Origin of the sequence: Tenacibaculum sp. nBUS_03 (assembly GCF_051201695.1) — a bacterium.
Taxonomy (GTDB): domain Bacteria; phylum Bacteroidota; class Bacteroidia; order Flavobacteriales; family Flavobacteriaceae; genus Polaribacter.
On record NZ_CP179214.1, the window covers coordinates 3,086,270 to 3,102,350 of the forward strand.

The window sequence follows — 16,081 nt, forward strand, 5'->3', positions numbered from 1 at the left end:
ATATCGCAGAAGGGAAATAACTAAGCTATAGGATAATAAAAAAAGACTTTACAAGTTGTAAAGTCTTTTTGCTCCTCCTCTTGGGCTCGAACCAAGGACCCTCTGATTAACAGTCAGATGCTCTAACCAACTGAGCTAAGGAGGAATGTTCATATAGAACAATCTATGTAAAATTTGGAAATTATCGGCTTCCAAGTTGCCTTCTGCTCCTCCTCTTGGGCTCGAACCAAGGACCCTCTGATTAACAGTCAGATGCTCTAACCAACTGAGCTAAGGAGGAATTTAAGATAGTGTGTATCTTAAAATGCGAGTGCAAATTTAAGTGTTTTTTTAATATTTGCAAATAAAAAGTAAAAAAAAAACAAATAAGATTGAATGCTGTTTGAAAATCAAATTGTTATCAAATATTTTTTCAAATAATTTTTTTTTAAAATATAGTTGTTTATTTAAAAAAGTGTTTGAAATTAAGAATAAAAAAAAACCTTGTTTTTCCTAAAAGTTGTATTTTTGTCCTCATTATTCTTATATAAAGAAAAGTATAACAAAAAATATGGACAAGTTTTCGTTCTTAAACGCAGTACATACAGGTTTTATAGGTGATTTGTACGAACAGTATCAAAAAAATCCTGATGCGGTAGAACCAAGTTGGAGAAGTTTTTTTCAAGGGTATGATTTGGCAAATGAAGATTATTCGTTAACTGACGAAGAAGATTTAATTGAAATCCCTGAAGAAGTACGTAAAGAATTTTTGGTAATTGATTTAATAAATGGATACCGTACTCGCGGGCATTTGTTTACTAAAACAAATCCAGTTAGAGAAAGAAGAAAGTATGAACCTAGCCTAGACTTAGAAAATTTTGGTTTAAAACAATCAGATTTAGCAACAGTTTTTAACGCTGGAGATATACTAGGCATGGGACCAAGCCCTCTGTCGCAAATAATTGCACATCTTAAAGCAATTTACTGTGATAGTATTGGTGTAGAGTACATGTACTTAAGAAATCCTGAAGAATTAAAATGGTGGCAAAGTCGTTTAAATAAAAATGATAATCATCCTACGTACGATTTAGAAGGAAAAAAATATATTCTTACGAAACTTAATCAAGCTTCTACATTTGAAAGTTTTTTACAAACAAAATATGTAGGACAAAAACGTTTTTCTGTTGAAGGTGGTGAAACATTAATTCCTGGTATAAGTGTAGCGCTTCGAGATGCCGCCGAAAAATATGGAGTAGAAGAGTGTGTTTTAGGTATGGCTCACCGTGGTCGTTTAAATACACTTGTAAATATATTTAAAAAACCTGTTCGCGATTTATTTAGCGAATTCGAGGGTAAAGATTTTGAAGACCAAGATATTGATGGAGATGTTAAGTATCATTTAGGACTAACATTAAGTAAAGAGTACAAAGGTGGTCAAAAAATGAAGATGAATTTGGTTCCAAATCCATCACATTTAGAAACTGTAGATGCTGTTGCTGAAGGAATTGTTCGTGCTAAAGTTGATTTAGACTATAAGGGAGATAATGGTAAAATTTTACCAATATTAGTTCACGGTGATGCTGCAATTGCTGGTCAAGGTATTGTGTATGAGGTTGGTCAAATGATGAACTTAAACGGTTATAAAACAGGAGGAACAATTCATGTTGTAGTAAATAATCAAGTTGGGTTTACAACCAATTATTTAGATGCGCGTTCAAGTACTTATTGTACAGATGTTGCAAAAGTAACTTTGTCACCTGTATTGCATGTAAATGCTGATGATGCTGAGGCAGTTTGTCATGCAATGTCGATGGCTGTTGAATATAGAACGAAGTTTAAGAAAGATATTTATATTGATTTATTAGGGTATCGTAAATATGGTCATAACGAAGGTGATGAGCCACGTTTTACGCAGCCTAAACTATATAAAGCGATTTCAAAACACAGAAACGCAAAAGAAATTTATGCCGCAAAATTAATTGATGAAGGAAGTATATCTTCTGATTATGTTAAGCAGATTACGGATGAGTTTAAATCTCATCTAGAAGCTGAGTTTACAGAGTCGAAAAAGAAAACCACTTCTAAAATTCAAGAGTTTATGCCTGAGGTATGGGATGGTTTTGTTCGGAAACAATTGCAAGATATGCTGCAGCCTGTAGATACATCATACTCGGTAGAAGCTTTAAAAGGAATTGCAAAAGTAATTTCGACCACGCCAACTGGCCATAAGTTTGTGCGTAAAGCTGAGCGTATTCTAAAAGGTCGTGAAAAAATGGTCTTTGACGATAATTTACTAGACTGGGGTACTGCTGAAAATTTAGCTTACGGAACTTTATTAGAAGAAGGGTACAATATTAGAATTTCTGGAGAAGATGTAGAAAGAGGAACATTTTCTCACCGTCACGCAATTATGCGAGATGAAGAAACGTTAGAACGTGTGAACCTATTAAACACGAATCCTAATAATAAGGGGGAAATGACTATTTATAATTCTCACTTATCTGAATATGGAGTTTTAGGGTTTGATTATGGATATGCAATGGCAGCTCCAAATACGTTAACAATTTGGGAAGCTCAATTTGGTGATTTTGCCAATGGTGCTCAGATAGTGTTTGATCAATACATATCTTCTGCAGAAGATAAATGGAAGTTGCAAAACGGGTTGGTTATGTTGTTACCTCATGGTTATGAAGGTCAAGGACCTGAACATTCTTCAGCAAGAATTGAACGTTTTTTGCAATCATCAGCAATTGATAACTGGACTGTAGCAAATTGTTCTACTCCTGCTAATATTTATCATATATTACGTCGTCAGATGAAACGTGATTTTAGAAAGCCATTAGTTGTTTTTACACCAAAAAGTTTATTACGTTTACCTAAAGCTGTAAATACAATTGAAGAATTAGCAAATGGAACTTTTCAAGAGGTAATAGATGACACTGTTGATACTTCTAAAGTGAAAAAAATGGTGTTCTGTTCAGGTAAATTCTATTATGATTTATTAGCTGAACGTGAAGAATTAAATAGAGAAGATGTTGCTTTAGTTAGAATAGAGCAGTTATTTCCTTTGCATAATGGTCAGATAAAAAAAGTGATGGATAGATATCCAAATGTAGAGCGTTATGTTTGGGCACAAGAAGAGCCTAAAAACATGGGGTCTTGGGGATATATGTTAGAACGTTTTGAATTAGCAAAATTAGAGTGTGCGTCAAGAGATTATCATTCTGCTCCTGCTGCAGGTTCAAGTGCTCGTTATAAGCGTCGTCACCAAAGAGTTTTAGATAAGGTTTTCGATTAAATTAAGAAAGAAAGTATTTCAGAATAAAAATAAAAAACATGAGTGTTTTAGAAATGAAAGTTCCTTCTCCGGGGGAATCAATTACAGAAGTAGAAATAGCAACTTGGTTAGTTGAAGATGGTGATTATGTTGAAAAAGATCAACCAATCGCTGAAGTTGATTCTGATAAAGCAACATTAGAATTACCTGCCGAAGAAAGTGGAATTATTACTTTAAAAGCTGAAGAAGGTGATGCTGTAGAAGTTGGAGCTGTAGTGTGCCATATTGATATGGGTGCAGCAAAACCAAAAGGAGGATCTTCTACTGAAGTTAAAAAAGAGGAGGCGCCAAAAGCTGAGGCTCCTAAGGTTGAAGCTAAAAAAGAAACCTATGCTACAGGTACTGCTTCTCCAGCTGCTAAAAAAGTATTAGCAGAGAAAGGAATTAGCGCTTCTAGTGTTAAAGGAACAGGAAAAGATGGACGTGTTACTAAAGAAGATGCTGTAAAGGCTGTACCTTCTATGGGAACACAACCAGCAAACGGTTCAAGAGGTACTGAGCGTAAAAAAATGTCTATGTTGCGAAGAAAAGTCGCGCAACGTTTAGTAGCTGTAAAAAGTGAAACAGCTATGTTAACTACGTTTAACGAAGTTAATATGCAACCAATTTTTGACTTACGTAAGCAGTATAAAGAAGCTTTTAAAGCTAAACATGGAGTTGGATTAGGATTTATGTCTTTCTTTACTTTGGCTGTTGTTAGAGCTTTAGAATTATACCCTGATGTAAATTCAATGATAGATGGTGATTTTCAAATAAAACACGATTTTCAAGATATATCTATTGCAGTTTCTGGTCCTAAAGGATTAATGGTTCCTGTAATAAGAAATGCTGAAAATTTATCTTTTAGAGGTGTTGAAAGCGAAGTGAAGCGTTTGGCATTACGTGCTCGTGATGGTCAAATAACTGTTGATGAAATGACTGGAGGAACATTTACTATTACTAATGGAGGAGTGTTCGGGTCTATGTTATCTACTCCAATTATTAACCCTCCTCAAAGTGGGATTTTAGGAATGCATAATATTGTGAACCGCCCAATGGCTGTTAACGGTGAAGTTGTAATTCAACCAATTATGTATGTAGCATTATCTTATGACCATAGAATTATTGATGGACGTGAGTCTGTTGGATTCTTAGTTGCTGTTAAAGAAGCTTTAGAAAACCCAGTAGAATTGCTAATGGATAATAATCCTACAAAAGCATTAGAAATGTAAACCAGTTTTAGGTTTTATAACTATAAAAAATCCTACACAGTTTGTGTAGGATTTTTTATTTCATGAAATTTTGGTACATTAGACATTATTACCAATATCCTGTGATTTTTTAAACAACTAATTTAAGTATGATAATGATTACATTTTGAACCAGTTGTTTTATGGGTACTATGAAAAAATGAAGTCGTTAAAATATAAAAGTAGATTAAATCATTACAATGATTGAAAACAGAGAGTTAGAGCTAGCTTTACAGTTTATTGAAAAAACAGATAGAAATCTTTTTATTACAGGAAAAGCTGGTACAGGAAAAACTACTTTTTTACATAAAATTAAAAATGAATCTTTAAAAAGAATGGTTATTGTTGCGCCTACTGGTGTAGCCGCAATAAATGCAAAAGGAGTTACTATTCATTCTTTTTTTCAAATGCCTTTTGGTCCGATTTTACCAAATCAAATAACTAATACTTCCAATCAACAACGTAAATTTTCTAAAACTAAAATTGACATTATTAAATCTTTAGATTTAGTTATTATTGATGAAATTAGTATGGTTAGGGCTGATTTATTGGATGGTATTGATCAAGTAATGCGACGTTATAAAAATAGAAATAAAGTGTTTGGTGGTGCTCAGGTTTTAATGATTGGAGATTTACAACAGTTAGCTCCTGTAGTTAAACCAAATGAGTGGAGTTTACTTCAGAAATATTATAAAACTGTTTATTTTTTTAGTAGTAAAGCTTACCAAGAAGCAAATGTAGTTTCTATTGAATTAAAGCATATTTACCGTCAAAAAAATGAAAAATTTATTAAAATTTTAAATGAAATTAGAACAGATTCTTTGTCAAAAGAGTCTGCAAGTATTTTGAATGAACATTATAACCCTACTTTTTCTCCAAGCAAAGAAGACGGATACATAACTTTAACAACGCATAATAAAAGAGCCAATTCAATTAATGAATCGGAGTTAAAGGAATTAACAACAAGAAGTCGTTATTTTGAAGCTGAAGTATCAGGAAAGTTCAATGAGAATTCTTATCCTAATCATGAAAAGTTAGAGTTAAAAGTTGGAGCTCAAGTGATGTTTATAAAAAATGATTCTTCCCCTGAAAAAAGATACTTTAATGGGAAAATAGGAATTATTACTGATATTTCTAGTGAAACAGTAGCTGTTCAGTGCAGGAATGAGATAGATGAGATTATTACAGAAAAAGAGACTTGGGAGAATATTAATTATTCTATTAATGAAGAGACTAAAGAAATTAAAGAAGACATAGCTGGGTCTTTTTCCCAGATTCCATTACGGTTGGCATGGGCAATTACAATACATAAAAGTCAAGGGTTAACATTTGAAAAAGCTGTTATTGATGCTGAAGCATCTTTTGCCCATGGTCAAACTTATGTCGCTTTGAGTAGGTGTACTTCTTTAGAAGGATTGGTGTTAAAAACACAAATTTCTACTACCGCAATAATCAATGATAAAACAGTAAGTTCATTCAATGAAAGTATTGAAGAGAATTATCCAGATGAACAAGTTTTAAATGAATCTGAAAAAGAGTTTCAATTAAATTTAATTTCTGAATTGTTTGATTATCAGAGTTTGTTGTACCCAGTTACTCGTTTAATAGATATCTTTTATAAAAATAAAACTAGTATTAAAGGTGAAGTTATAGAGCATTTGCAAGTTATAAAAGATAATGGAGTAGTTGCCTTAATGAAAGTTTCAAATGGCTTTAAAAATCAATTAATACAACTTTCTGATGATGAAGTCTTACCAGAACACAGTACAGTGATTCAGGAACGATTTATAAAAGCGGTAGCTTATTTTTTAACGCAAACAAATAATAAAATACAAACACCATTAGATGCTATCTCTTTTTCGTCTGATAATAAAGCAGTAAAAAAAGATTTTTCTAAACAGTTTGATATTTTACAGGAAAAACTTGAAGAAAAGTTATTTGCTTTAAAAAAAATGGTCAAGAGTTTTAAGGTGCAAGAGTATTTACAAGTAAGAGCGAATGCTGTGTTACAAAAAGTAGCCCCTACTAAAAAGAAAAAACTCTCTTCAAAAAGAGACCCGATTTTGGCTTTAAAATTACGTGAATTAAGAGATGACATTTCTAAATCTTTAAGTATTCCACATTTTCAAGTGTTTACACAAGAAACATTATATGCAATTTGTGACGCATTACCGAGAACCAAAAAAGAGTTGTTAAAGGTAAATGGAATGGGAAAAATCCGTGTTAATAAACACGGAGAAGAAATTTTAGAAGCCATAGAAGAATATTGTATAGAGAATGGTATAAATAAACTAAATCAGCAAAGAAAAGAAGACAAAAAGCCAACGAAACAGATTAGTTTTGAGTTATTCAAATCGGGTATGTCTCTTAAAGAAATAGCAAATGAAAGATCTTTAACAGTTGGAACCATAGAAAGTCATCTAGTTAGTTTTATTTCCTCAGGAGAGGTAGACGTTTTGGAATTAATTTCCTTAGATACCTATAAAAAATTAATCAATGATATTGAACGTACTGAGTATGAAAATTTATCGGATCTTAAAGGTAAATTAGATAAGAGTTACTCTTACATGGAGATTCGTATGGTTTTGTTATCTATGGAAAAATAAAAAATATTTTTTAAATAATCTGTCGGGTAGTATTACCTATAGTATTTCTAAATATAAACGAAACATAAAATAGTTTTTATGCTTCGCTCTTTTCTATGGGGAAAATAATATTTATGAGGATTTGTGTTAAATTATTTTTCGTTTAAATCCCAATTATAATTTAAATAAACGACCTCAGCATTGTCATTCGCCTTTATTTTTGAGAATCTGTTGATGTAGTCTACCAAGCTATTTTTTGAGGTAAAATCATCTTGATACCATTCAAAAATTTTAGAAACTTCTACTTTGTCTATTGAAATTTTATTTTTGGTAGAGTCATTGATGAATTTTTTCATCAATATTTGCAATTTTTCATCAATATTTTTTTCAGTAAAAGCATAAGGAGGGAAGCATGGTCCAGATTTAGAAGCTGCATTTAATCCCACATGAACTCTTGCGTCATCATGCCATCTTCGTAAAATTTTATGTTCAATATAATCTAAAGTATATTCTTTTTTACCAACTTTAGCAATAGGAAGTTTCCATGCGTTTTTACCTTGTCTTTTGATAGCCGTTATCTTTTTAAGAGGATAACTGTCTAAAATTAATTTAATAGTGTATGCATTGTATGCGTTCATCCAAAAAGCTTTAGCTTTATTCGAAGACCACTTTTTACCGGGTATTGTGTTGTTTAAGTGCTTAAGATAAATGTCTAAAAGAGCACGGTTTTTACGAAGACCTTTGTAATCAACATTACCTTTATTATCAACATATGTTTTCAAAAGTGCATTAAATACATCAGTTTGAGCTTGTGTTTGTATACTTATAAAAAGTAAGCAGATTATAATAATAGTTTTTCGCATAATTTATTGATTATTGATAAAATGTATAATGTCTTTGACGGATATTCATATAATTCATTACAACAGGTTTAAATAAAATATAGAATTTTAACCTTTTGGTTCGGGTAGCAACCTCATTTGTTTTTGAGTATAGTATTTGTTTCATTTTACGAAGTATGTGTATTCAAATTATTAGGATGCATAAATTGTTTCGGAATTTATTCGATAATTTATCGTTAACAAAAATAATTGTTGTTAATGGTGATTTTTAAAGTCAAAATTGATAATAAAAGACTAAGTTTTTTAGGTTTATAATGAATTTTTCATGAGTTTTTTTTAGGTTTATTGTAAATTTTTTAACAGAATAAAAGCTTTATGATTACTGAGGTTTGACGGTTTTTTTAAGGTGAATAGTATAAAAATTTAACATTTTTTTGTTAAAAACTTTAATAATCAGTAAATTAGCCTGAATTAATTAACTAAATAAACCCTTCAAAAATGAAAAATTACTTTTTAAAAGTAGTCTTTTTGACTGCTGTACTCTTGTGTACAAAAAATTTAAATGCTCAAAAGGTATTTAAGGTAGGTGATGAGTTTGACTCAGATATTAAAATCACCAAAAGTTATCAAAAATTTAAAAGAACTGCATCTAAACTTAATGAGAAAGAATTAGTTTATAAAAAAGAGTTCTTCTCCAAAAACTCTTCTTACATTAAAATTTATTTTAAAAACTTTGATTTAGCTCCAGGTGATTATGTTGAAATTATTGGAAGTAAAAGCAAGGAGTCTATTATTTATGGTGGACAAGGTAAGATTGTAGATAATAATATGACAATGATTAGTAATTTTTGGTCAAAAGTATTATTTGATGATAAAGTAGAAGTTAAGTTGTATTCTTCTGGAAAAGCAAATAAGCATAATGGATTTGAAATTAGTAAAGTTGCTTATGGGTATAGTGAAGATAGAATAATGAAAAAATTGGCTAATCAAAGAAGATCAATATGTTCTAATGACGATAAGGAACGTATTGCTTGTTACCAAGGAACTGAAATGTATGAAAAAGCAAAAGCTGTCTGTAGGTTATTAATAGGTGGTAGTTCTTTATGTACAGGTTGGTTATTGGGTGATGAAGGTCATTTAATGACTAATAATCACTGTATAGGGTCTGCTTCTGATGCTCAAAATACTGATTATGTATTTAATTATCAATATGAAGGGTGTTCTGGGTCAACTAATGCACAGTCTAATGTTGTTGCTTCTTCAGCTTCATTTATCAAAACAAATTCATCACTTGATTATACGTTGGTTAAACTACTTGTAAACCCTACTAATACTTATGGTTTTTTAAGTTTAAGTTCAGCAGCTCCTTCAAAAGGTGATAGAATATATATACCTCAACATCCAGGAGGTAGAAGAAAAGAAATTTCAGTTAAGTCTGATAGAGATGCTACTCCTGATGGTTTTTCTCGTGTATTTGAAAGCTCTTCTGGATCAGGTCAACAAGTAAGATATTATGCGGATACTGAAGGAGGAAGTTCAGGTTCTCCTGTATTGAATTATAATTCTAATTTGGTAATAGCTATCCATAACACTGGTGGATGTCCTAATGGGTCTTATGGAAGATCCGATAACTTAATTAGCTCTATAGGTTCTGATATGCCATCTAAAGGAGTTGATAACAGTGGAGGTGGTGGAAACCCTCCTGGTGGTACATGTAGTAACACAGTGTCTTCATTTCCTTATAATCAAGGTTTTGAAAGCTCTTTAGGAAACTGGAAGCAAAGTACAACTGATGATTTTAATTGGGCATTAAAATCTGGATCAACACCTTCTAGAAATACAGGTCCATCATCAGCTGATGAAGGTAGTTATTATTTATACATGGAATCTTCAGCTCCAAACTATTCAAACAAATCAGCAATTATTACTTCACCTTGTTTTGATTTAAAACAAGCTAGTAGTGCTTCTTTGTCATTTAAGTATCATATGTATGGTGCTTCAGGTATGGGGAATTTAAAAGTAGAAGTAAGTACTGATAAAGGTGTGAATTGGACTAATGTTTGGCAAAAATCTGGTAACCAAGGAGACGCATGGCAAACAGCTAGTGTTAATTTAGGAAGTTATGTTGGTGCAGATGTTCAGGTTAGATTTAATGGTGTAACAGGAAGCACTTGGCAAGGTGATATGGCTATTGATCAGTTATCTGTTTCTACAGGTAGTACTGGAGGTGGAAACTCTACTGTTAGCTTAGAAATAATTTTTGATAATTATTCGTCAGAAACAAGTTGGGATATAACCGATAGTTCTAATACTGTAGTTGCTTCAGGAAGTAATTATAACAGTCAAGCAAATGGGTCAAAAATCACGGTTAATAAAACTTTACCTAATGGTTGTTATAGCTTGATTTTTAAAGATTCTTATGGAGATGGTATATGTTGTAGTTATGGAAATGGTTCTTATAAATTAACAAATAGTTCTGGAACTGTTTTAGCTTCAGGAGGTCAATTTACAAGTACTGATACTAAAGCTTTCTGTGTTGGAACAAATAGTGTGGTAAATGAAGTGGAAGTTTTTACTCCTACGTCAGTAGTTATAGATGATTTAATGGTGTATCCTAACCCTTCTAATAGTGTGTTGAATATAATCATACCTGAAAGAAAACTAAATGGAACTTATCGAATAGTTAACTTAACGGGTGCTGTTGTTAAAACAGGTACATTGGCTAAGTCTATTTCTGTCGAAGAAATTAAAGCAGGATTTTATGTACTAGAGGTACAAAGTACTAAGGATTCATATTCAAAGAGTTTCATTAAAACAAATAAAAAATAAAATTATAAAGCATATAATTATTAAAAAAAAAGAGCTCAGAAATTTCTGAGCTCTTTTTAATATAATAGAAAAGGTCGTGATTTTTATAAGTCAAAACCTATATTTACTCCAAGTTTGTTTGCAATTAATTTGTTAATTCTCTTTTTTACTTCGGGTATTTTCACACTTTCTAAAACAGTGTTTGCAAAAGCATACATTAATAATGCTTGAGCTTCTTTTTTAGGAATCCCTCTTTGTTGCATGTAAAATAATGCTTGATCATCAAGTTGTCCAATTGTACATCCGTGAGAACATTTTACATCATCAGCAAAAATTTCTAATTGAGGTTTTGCATTTATGGTAGCTTTGTCACTAATAAGTACATTGTTATTTTGTTGATAAGCATTCGTTTTTTGGGCTTCTTTCTCTACTACAACCTTTCCATTAAAAACACCTGTTGAACGTTCCGAAAAAATACCTTTATAATCTTGATGACTTTCGCAGTTAGGCTCAATATGATGAACCAATGTATGATGGTCAACGTGCTGTTTTCCTTCTATGATTGTGATACCTTTTAATATAGAATCTATACGCTCTCCTTTTTGATAAAAATTAAGGTTATTTCTAGTGATATTACCTCCAAATGAGAATGTATGCACAGAACAAATACTTTCTCTTTGTTGCTCAATGTAAGTATTGTCAACTAAAGAAGCATTAATGTTATCGTTTTGTATTTTATAATAATCTACAGTAGCATGAACATCTGTGAATATTTCTGTTACAGAATTTGTTAAAACAGGGTTGTCAGTTAAACTTTGATGACGCTCGATTATTTGAACGTGAGCATTATTTTCTAAAACAACTAAGTTACGAGGCTGTAACATTGTAGCGTTTTCTTTACCAGTAGTGAAGTTAATGATTTGAATAGGTTTTTCAACCTCAACACCTCTTGGTATATGAATAAAAGCGCCTTCGTTAGCGTAAGCTGTATTTAACGAAGTTAAATTATCTTGCTTAGCTATTTTATTGAAATAATTTTCAATTACAGGCTTATATTTACTTTTAGTGAAAGCAGCAGATAGTAAACAGATATCCATTTCATCGTGAGTTGTATTTGATAAAAATGAACTGTATTTACCATCTATAAAAACAATAGCATAACTGTCAATTTCATGAATAAAATACTTTTTTACATCAGCTAATTGAATTGCTACTTCGTTATCTGGAAAAAGACTATAGTCTTCTTTTAATATTGAATTTAAAGAAGTGTATTTCCAAGCTTCTAATTTTTTAGAAGGGAATCCTAATTCTTCAAAGTTTTGTAAAGCTTTTGTGCGAATTTCATGTATATCAGAATTGATATTGATGTCGTTCTCAAAAGCTACATATGATGATATTAATTTTTCTTTCAACTCCATTATTGTTAGTTTAAAAGTGTATACGTTTAAAAAGTTACTGTTTTAAACTTCTTAACTATTTACTTCTTCCTTAATCCAGTCATAACCTTTAGCTTCTAGTTCTAAGGCTAAAGAAGCATCACCAGATTTAACAATCTTACCATCGTGTAAAACATGTACAAAATCCGGTACTATATAATCTAATAAACGTTGGTAGTGCGTAATTACGATTACTGCATTGTCTTTTGATTTTAATTTATTTACACCATTAGCTACAATTCGTAAAGCGTCAATATCTAAGCCAGAATCAGTTTCATCTAAAATAGCTAATTTAGGTTCTAACATTGCCATTTGAAAAATTTCGTTACGTTTCTTTTCTCCTCCAGAAAATCCTTCGTTTAAAGAACGTGATAAAAATTTACGATCTATTTCCAATAGCTCAGATTTCTCACGAATCTTTTTTAGCATATCTTTAGCTGGCATTTCTTCTAATCCTTTTGCCTTACGAGATTCGTTTATAGCTGTTTTGATGAAATTAGTTACTGTAACCCCAGGGATTTCTACTGGATATTGAAAAGATAAAAATACACCGTTATGAGCTCTTTCTTCTGGAGCAAGTTCGCTAATATCTTCACCATTTAATTCAATAGTTCCATTGGTAACTTCATATTCCTCTTTACCAGCAACAATGTTTGCAAAAGTACTTTTTCCAGCACCATTTGGCCCCATTATTGCGTGAACTTCACCAGCTTTTATTTCTAAATTTAATCCTTTTAAAATAGCTTTATCTTCTATCTGCGCGTGTAAATTTTCTATTTTTAACATCTTAATATTTATGCTATTTACTTTTGGTTTTTAAACCGCAAGCGTGTGATTTTTACAATTAATATTTATATATATGGAATTAATTTTATTGGAGATTATCCAACACTTCCTTCTAACGAAATTTCTAATAATTTTTGAGCTTCAACAGCAAATTCCATAGGAAGTTTATTTAAAACCTCTTTGCTAAATCCATTAACAATTAAAGCAATTGCTTTCTCAGTGTCAATTCCTCTTTGATTACAGTAAAACAATTGATCTTCTCCAATTTTACTTGTAGTAGCTTCATGTTCTATTTGAGCTGATTTATTTTTTACTTCAATGTAAGGAAATGTGTGTGCACCACATTCATTACCCATTAATAAGGAATCACATTGAGAAAAATTACGTGCATTTTCAGCCCTAGAGTTTATCTGTACTAAACCTCTATAGCTATTCTGAGATCTTCCTGCAGATATACCTTTAGAGATAATAGTAGATTTAGTGTTTTTCCCTAAATGAATCATTTTAGTACCCGTATCAGCTTGTTGATGGTTATTGGTTACAGCAATTGAATAAAATTCTCCTACTGAGTTATTCCCTTTAAGAACACAACTAGGGTATTTCCATGTTACAGCTGACCCTGTTTCTACTTGAGTCCAAGAAATTTTCGCGTTTGTTTCACACAATCCTCTTTTAGTAACAAAGTTGTAAACCCCACCTTGTCCTTCAGCATTACCAGGGTACCAGTTTTGAACTGTAGAATATTTTATTTCAGCATCGTCCATTGAAATTAATTCTACAACGGCTGCATGTAATTGGTTTTCATCTCTACTTGGAGCAGTACATCCTTCTAGGTAAGATACGTAACTTCCTTTGTCAGCAACAACTAAAGTTCTTTCAAATTGACCAGTTCCTCCTTCATTAATTCGGAAATAGGTTGATAACTCCATTGGGCAGCGAACTCCTTTAGGAATGTAACAGAAAGATCCGTCAGAGAAAACTGCAGAATTTAATGCTGCATAGAAATTATCAGTAGTAGGTACTACAGTTCCTAAATATTTTTTAACCAATTCTGGGTGTTCTTGAATTGCTTCAGATATAGGCATAAAAATTATTCCTTTTTCAGCCAAAGTTTCTTTGAAGGTAGTAGCAACTGAAACTGAATCCATTACAATATCAACAGCAACATTTGCTAACTTTTTTTGCTCATCAATAGAAATTCCTAAACGCTTAAAAGTGTCTAATAACTCAGGGTCAACCTCATCTAAACTGTTTAATTTTGGTTTTTCTTTTGGTGCTGAATAATATGCAATCTCTTGAAAGTTAGGTTTTTCATAATGAACATTTGCCCATTCAGGTTCTTCCATTTTTTCCCAAACTCTAAAAGCTTCTAAACGCCATTCAGTCATCCATTCTGGTTCGTTTTTCTTTTTAGAAATTGCGCGAACCACTTCTTCATTTAACCCTTTTGCAAAGGTTTCACTTTCTATATCTGTATAAAAACCATATTCATATTCTTTGGTTTTTAGTTCTTCTCGTAAATCGTCTTCAGTGTATTTACTCATCAGTTCTTAAGTTCTGTTTTCAATAAGTTTATAAAGAGAAACTTTCTCCACACCCACAAGTTCTATTGGCATTAGGATTGTTAAAAACAAACCCTTTTCCATTTAAACCCCCAGAGTATTCTAAAGTTGTTCCAACTAAGTATAAAAAGCTTTTTTTATCAACAATGATTTTTACATCATTATCTTCAAAAACTTTATCATCATCTTGTTCTTTGTTGTCAAAAGTTAAATCGTATGATAAGCCTGAGCATCCTCCACTTTTTACGCCAACTCTAACAAAATCATTAGTAGCATCAAATCCGTCATCCGTCATTAACTCGATAACTTTCTTTTTTGCTGTATCTGAAACTTTTATCATAATGTAAAGTAGATTAAATCTAAATCAACTACAAAGATAGTCACAAAAAATGACTTTTATGATTTTTTGAAATGAATATCATTTATAAGTCAATAAGATTTGTTGATAGTTTAAAAGTTATTCTTGAAATTTAGGATTATTAATAAAGTCGTAATCTGATAGAGATAATAAAAAAGCTTTTAAATCCGTTTTTTCTTTTTCAGTTAGTTGAACTCCTCCTTTGTCTATTTTTTTCATTAGAGGGTCAATTGTTGCTGATGATTTTAGACCTTCGGAATAATGGTTAATAACTTCTTCTAGTGTTGAAAACCTTCCATCATGCATATATGGAGCAGTAAACGCTAAATTTCTTAATGAAGGAGTTTTAAATTTACCATTATCGTTAGAGTCTCCAGTGACTTTTCCAAGGCCTAAATCGGTAAAAGTATTGTCAAGGCCATTGTTGTGAAATTTATTATCTGTCCAAAGTGGGTTGTTATTGCTTCCGTGACAGTGAAAACAATCTCCTTTGTCTTCATCTATAAAAACATTGAATCCATTTAATTCCTCTGGAGTTAGTTGTGCCTTACCAAGTAGGTGTTTATCGAATTTTGAGTTTGCCGAAATTAATGTTCTCTCAAATTGAGCTATTGCTTTAGTTATGAGTGTTGAATCAATTTTTGAAGTGCCAAATGCTTGTTTAAACAGTGTAGGGTATTCAGGGTGTTTTTGTAATTTATTTTCAACTTTTGTCCATAAGCTATGCATTTCTATAGGGTTTCTAACTGGTTCAAAAGCTTGTCTTTCTAAGCTAAGCTCTTTACCGTCCCAAGAAAAACGATCATCAAAATTCCACGCAAAATTAAATAACGGCATAGAATTTCTTGTGCCAAATATTCCGTCTACCCCATCGCTAAATCGTGTTTCATCGGTAAATGCTTTTTTAGGATTATGACAACTGGCACAAGATTGTGTATTGTTTTTAGATAAAAGTGTATCAAAAAATAATTTTTTACCTAAAGCAACTCCTTCTTCGGTTAAAGGGTTTGTTGAAGGAATAACCGGCGCTATCAGTTTTATTTTTAGTATTTCAGGTATTTCTAGGTCTATAGGTTTAGGTACATATGCTTCTTCTTCGTTTTGTGAAGAACAATTTATAAAAAATACAAGAAGTAGTATGCCTATTCTCTTCATTTAA

The 16,081-nt window shown here is 31.6% G+C and carries 10 protein-coding genes and 2 tRNA genes; 4 read left to right on the forward strand and 8 right to left on the reverse strand.

Annotation, left to right across the window (positions count from 1 at the left end; all coding sequences use genetic code 11):
- Window positions 1-71 precede the first annotated feature (71 nt).
- Window positions 72-145: transfer RNA gene (locus ACMFBB_RS14245), tRNA-Asn, on the reverse strand.
- 61 nt (window positions 146-206) lie between these two features.
- Window positions 207-280 (reverse strand) — tRNA-Asn (locus ACMFBB_RS14250).
- Window positions 281-538: 258 nt separating this feature from the next.
- Between ACMFBB_RS14250 and ACMFBB_RS14255 the strand changes: the two genes are divergently transcribed.
- The 3 genes from ACMFBB_RS14255 (at window position 539) to ACMFBB_RS14265 (ending at window position 7,151) form a co-directional block, all read left to right on the forward strand.
- Window positions 539-3,277 carry a 2-oxoglutarate dehydrogenase E1 component gene (locus tag ACMFBB_RS14255; RefSeq protein ID WP_435264311.1) on the forward strand — a complete coding sequence of 913 codons (2,739 nt, stop codon included), beginning with the start codon at window positions 539-541 and terminating at the stop codon, window positions 3,275-3,277.
- Between the two features lie 38 nt (window positions 3,278-3,315).
- Window positions 3,316-4,527 carry a 2-oxoglutarate dehydrogenase complex dihydrolipoyllysine-residue succinyltransferase gene (odhB, locus tag ACMFBB_RS14260; protein WP_435261423.1) on the forward strand — a complete coding sequence of 404 codons (1,212 nt, stop codon included), beginning with the start codon at window positions 3,316-3,318 and terminating at the stop codon, window positions 4,525-4,527.
- Window positions 4,528-4,745: 218 nt separating this feature from the next.
- Window positions 4,746-7,151: a helix-turn-helix domain-containing protein gene (locus ACMFBB_RS14265; RefSeq protein WP_435261424.1), complete on the forward strand. Its 2,406-nt coding sequence runs from the start codon at window positions 4,746-4,748 to the stop codon at window positions 7,149-7,151.
- A 131-nt stretch (window positions 7,152-7,282) separates the two neighbouring features.
- On the opposite strand, the gene ACMFBB_RS14270 is transcribed toward ACMFBB_RS14265, so the two are convergent.
- Entirely contained in the window at window positions 7,283-7,993 is a 711-nt protein-coding gene (locus tag ACMFBB_RS14270) for a DUF547 domain-containing protein (protein ID WP_435261425.1), read from the reverse strand.
- Between the two features lie 477 nt (window positions 7,994-8,470).
- Here ACMFBB_RS14270 and ACMFBB_RS14275 point away from each other — a divergent pair, with 477 nt between their 5' ends.
- On the forward strand, window positions 8,471-10,801 hold the full coding sequence (locus ACMFBB_RS14275) for a trypsin-like peptidase domain-containing protein (protein ID WP_435261426.1): 2,331 nt from the start codon (window positions 8,471-8,473) through the stop codon (window positions 10,799-10,801).
- A gap of 83 nt (window positions 10,802-10,884) precedes the next feature.
- Here the strand turns inward: ACMFBB_RS14275 and sufD are convergent, their stop codons facing one another.
- From sufD to ACMFBB_RS14300, 5 genes are all read right to left on the reverse strand, one after another.
- A complete protein-coding gene (sufD, locus tag ACMFBB_RS14280; RefSeq protein WP_435261427.1) occupies window positions 10,885-12,198 on the reverse strand; it encodes a Fe-S cluster assembly protein SufD in 1,314 nt (437 codons plus the stop codon).
- Window positions 12,199-12,249: 51 nt separating this feature from the next.
- A complete protein-coding gene (gene sufC, locus ACMFBB_RS14285; protein WP_435261428.1) occupies window positions 12,250-13,002 on the reverse strand; it encodes a Fe-S cluster assembly ATPase SufC in 753 nt (250 codons plus the stop codon).
- Between the two features lie 95 nt (window positions 13,003-13,097).
- A complete protein-coding gene (gene sufB / locus ACMFBB_RS14290) occupies window positions 13,098-14,546 on the reverse strand; it encodes a Fe-S cluster assembly protein SufB (RefSeq protein ID WP_435261429.1) in 1,449 nt (482 codons plus the stop codon).
- A gap of 28 nt (window positions 14,547-14,574) precedes the next feature.
- Complete coding sequence (locus ACMFBB_RS14295) at window positions 14,575-14,904, reverse strand: HesB/IscA family protein (protein WP_435261430.1); 330 nt, start codon at window positions 14,902-14,904, stop codon at window positions 14,575-14,577.
- Between the two features lie 117 nt (window positions 14,905-15,021).
- Window positions 15,022-16,077, reverse strand: coding sequence for a cytochrome-c peroxidase (locus tag ACMFBB_RS14300; RefSeq protein WP_435261431.1), 1,056 nt, complete (start codon window positions 16,075-16,077; stop codon window positions 15,022-15,024).
- Between the last annotated feature and the right edge of the window lie 4 nt (window positions 16,078-16,081).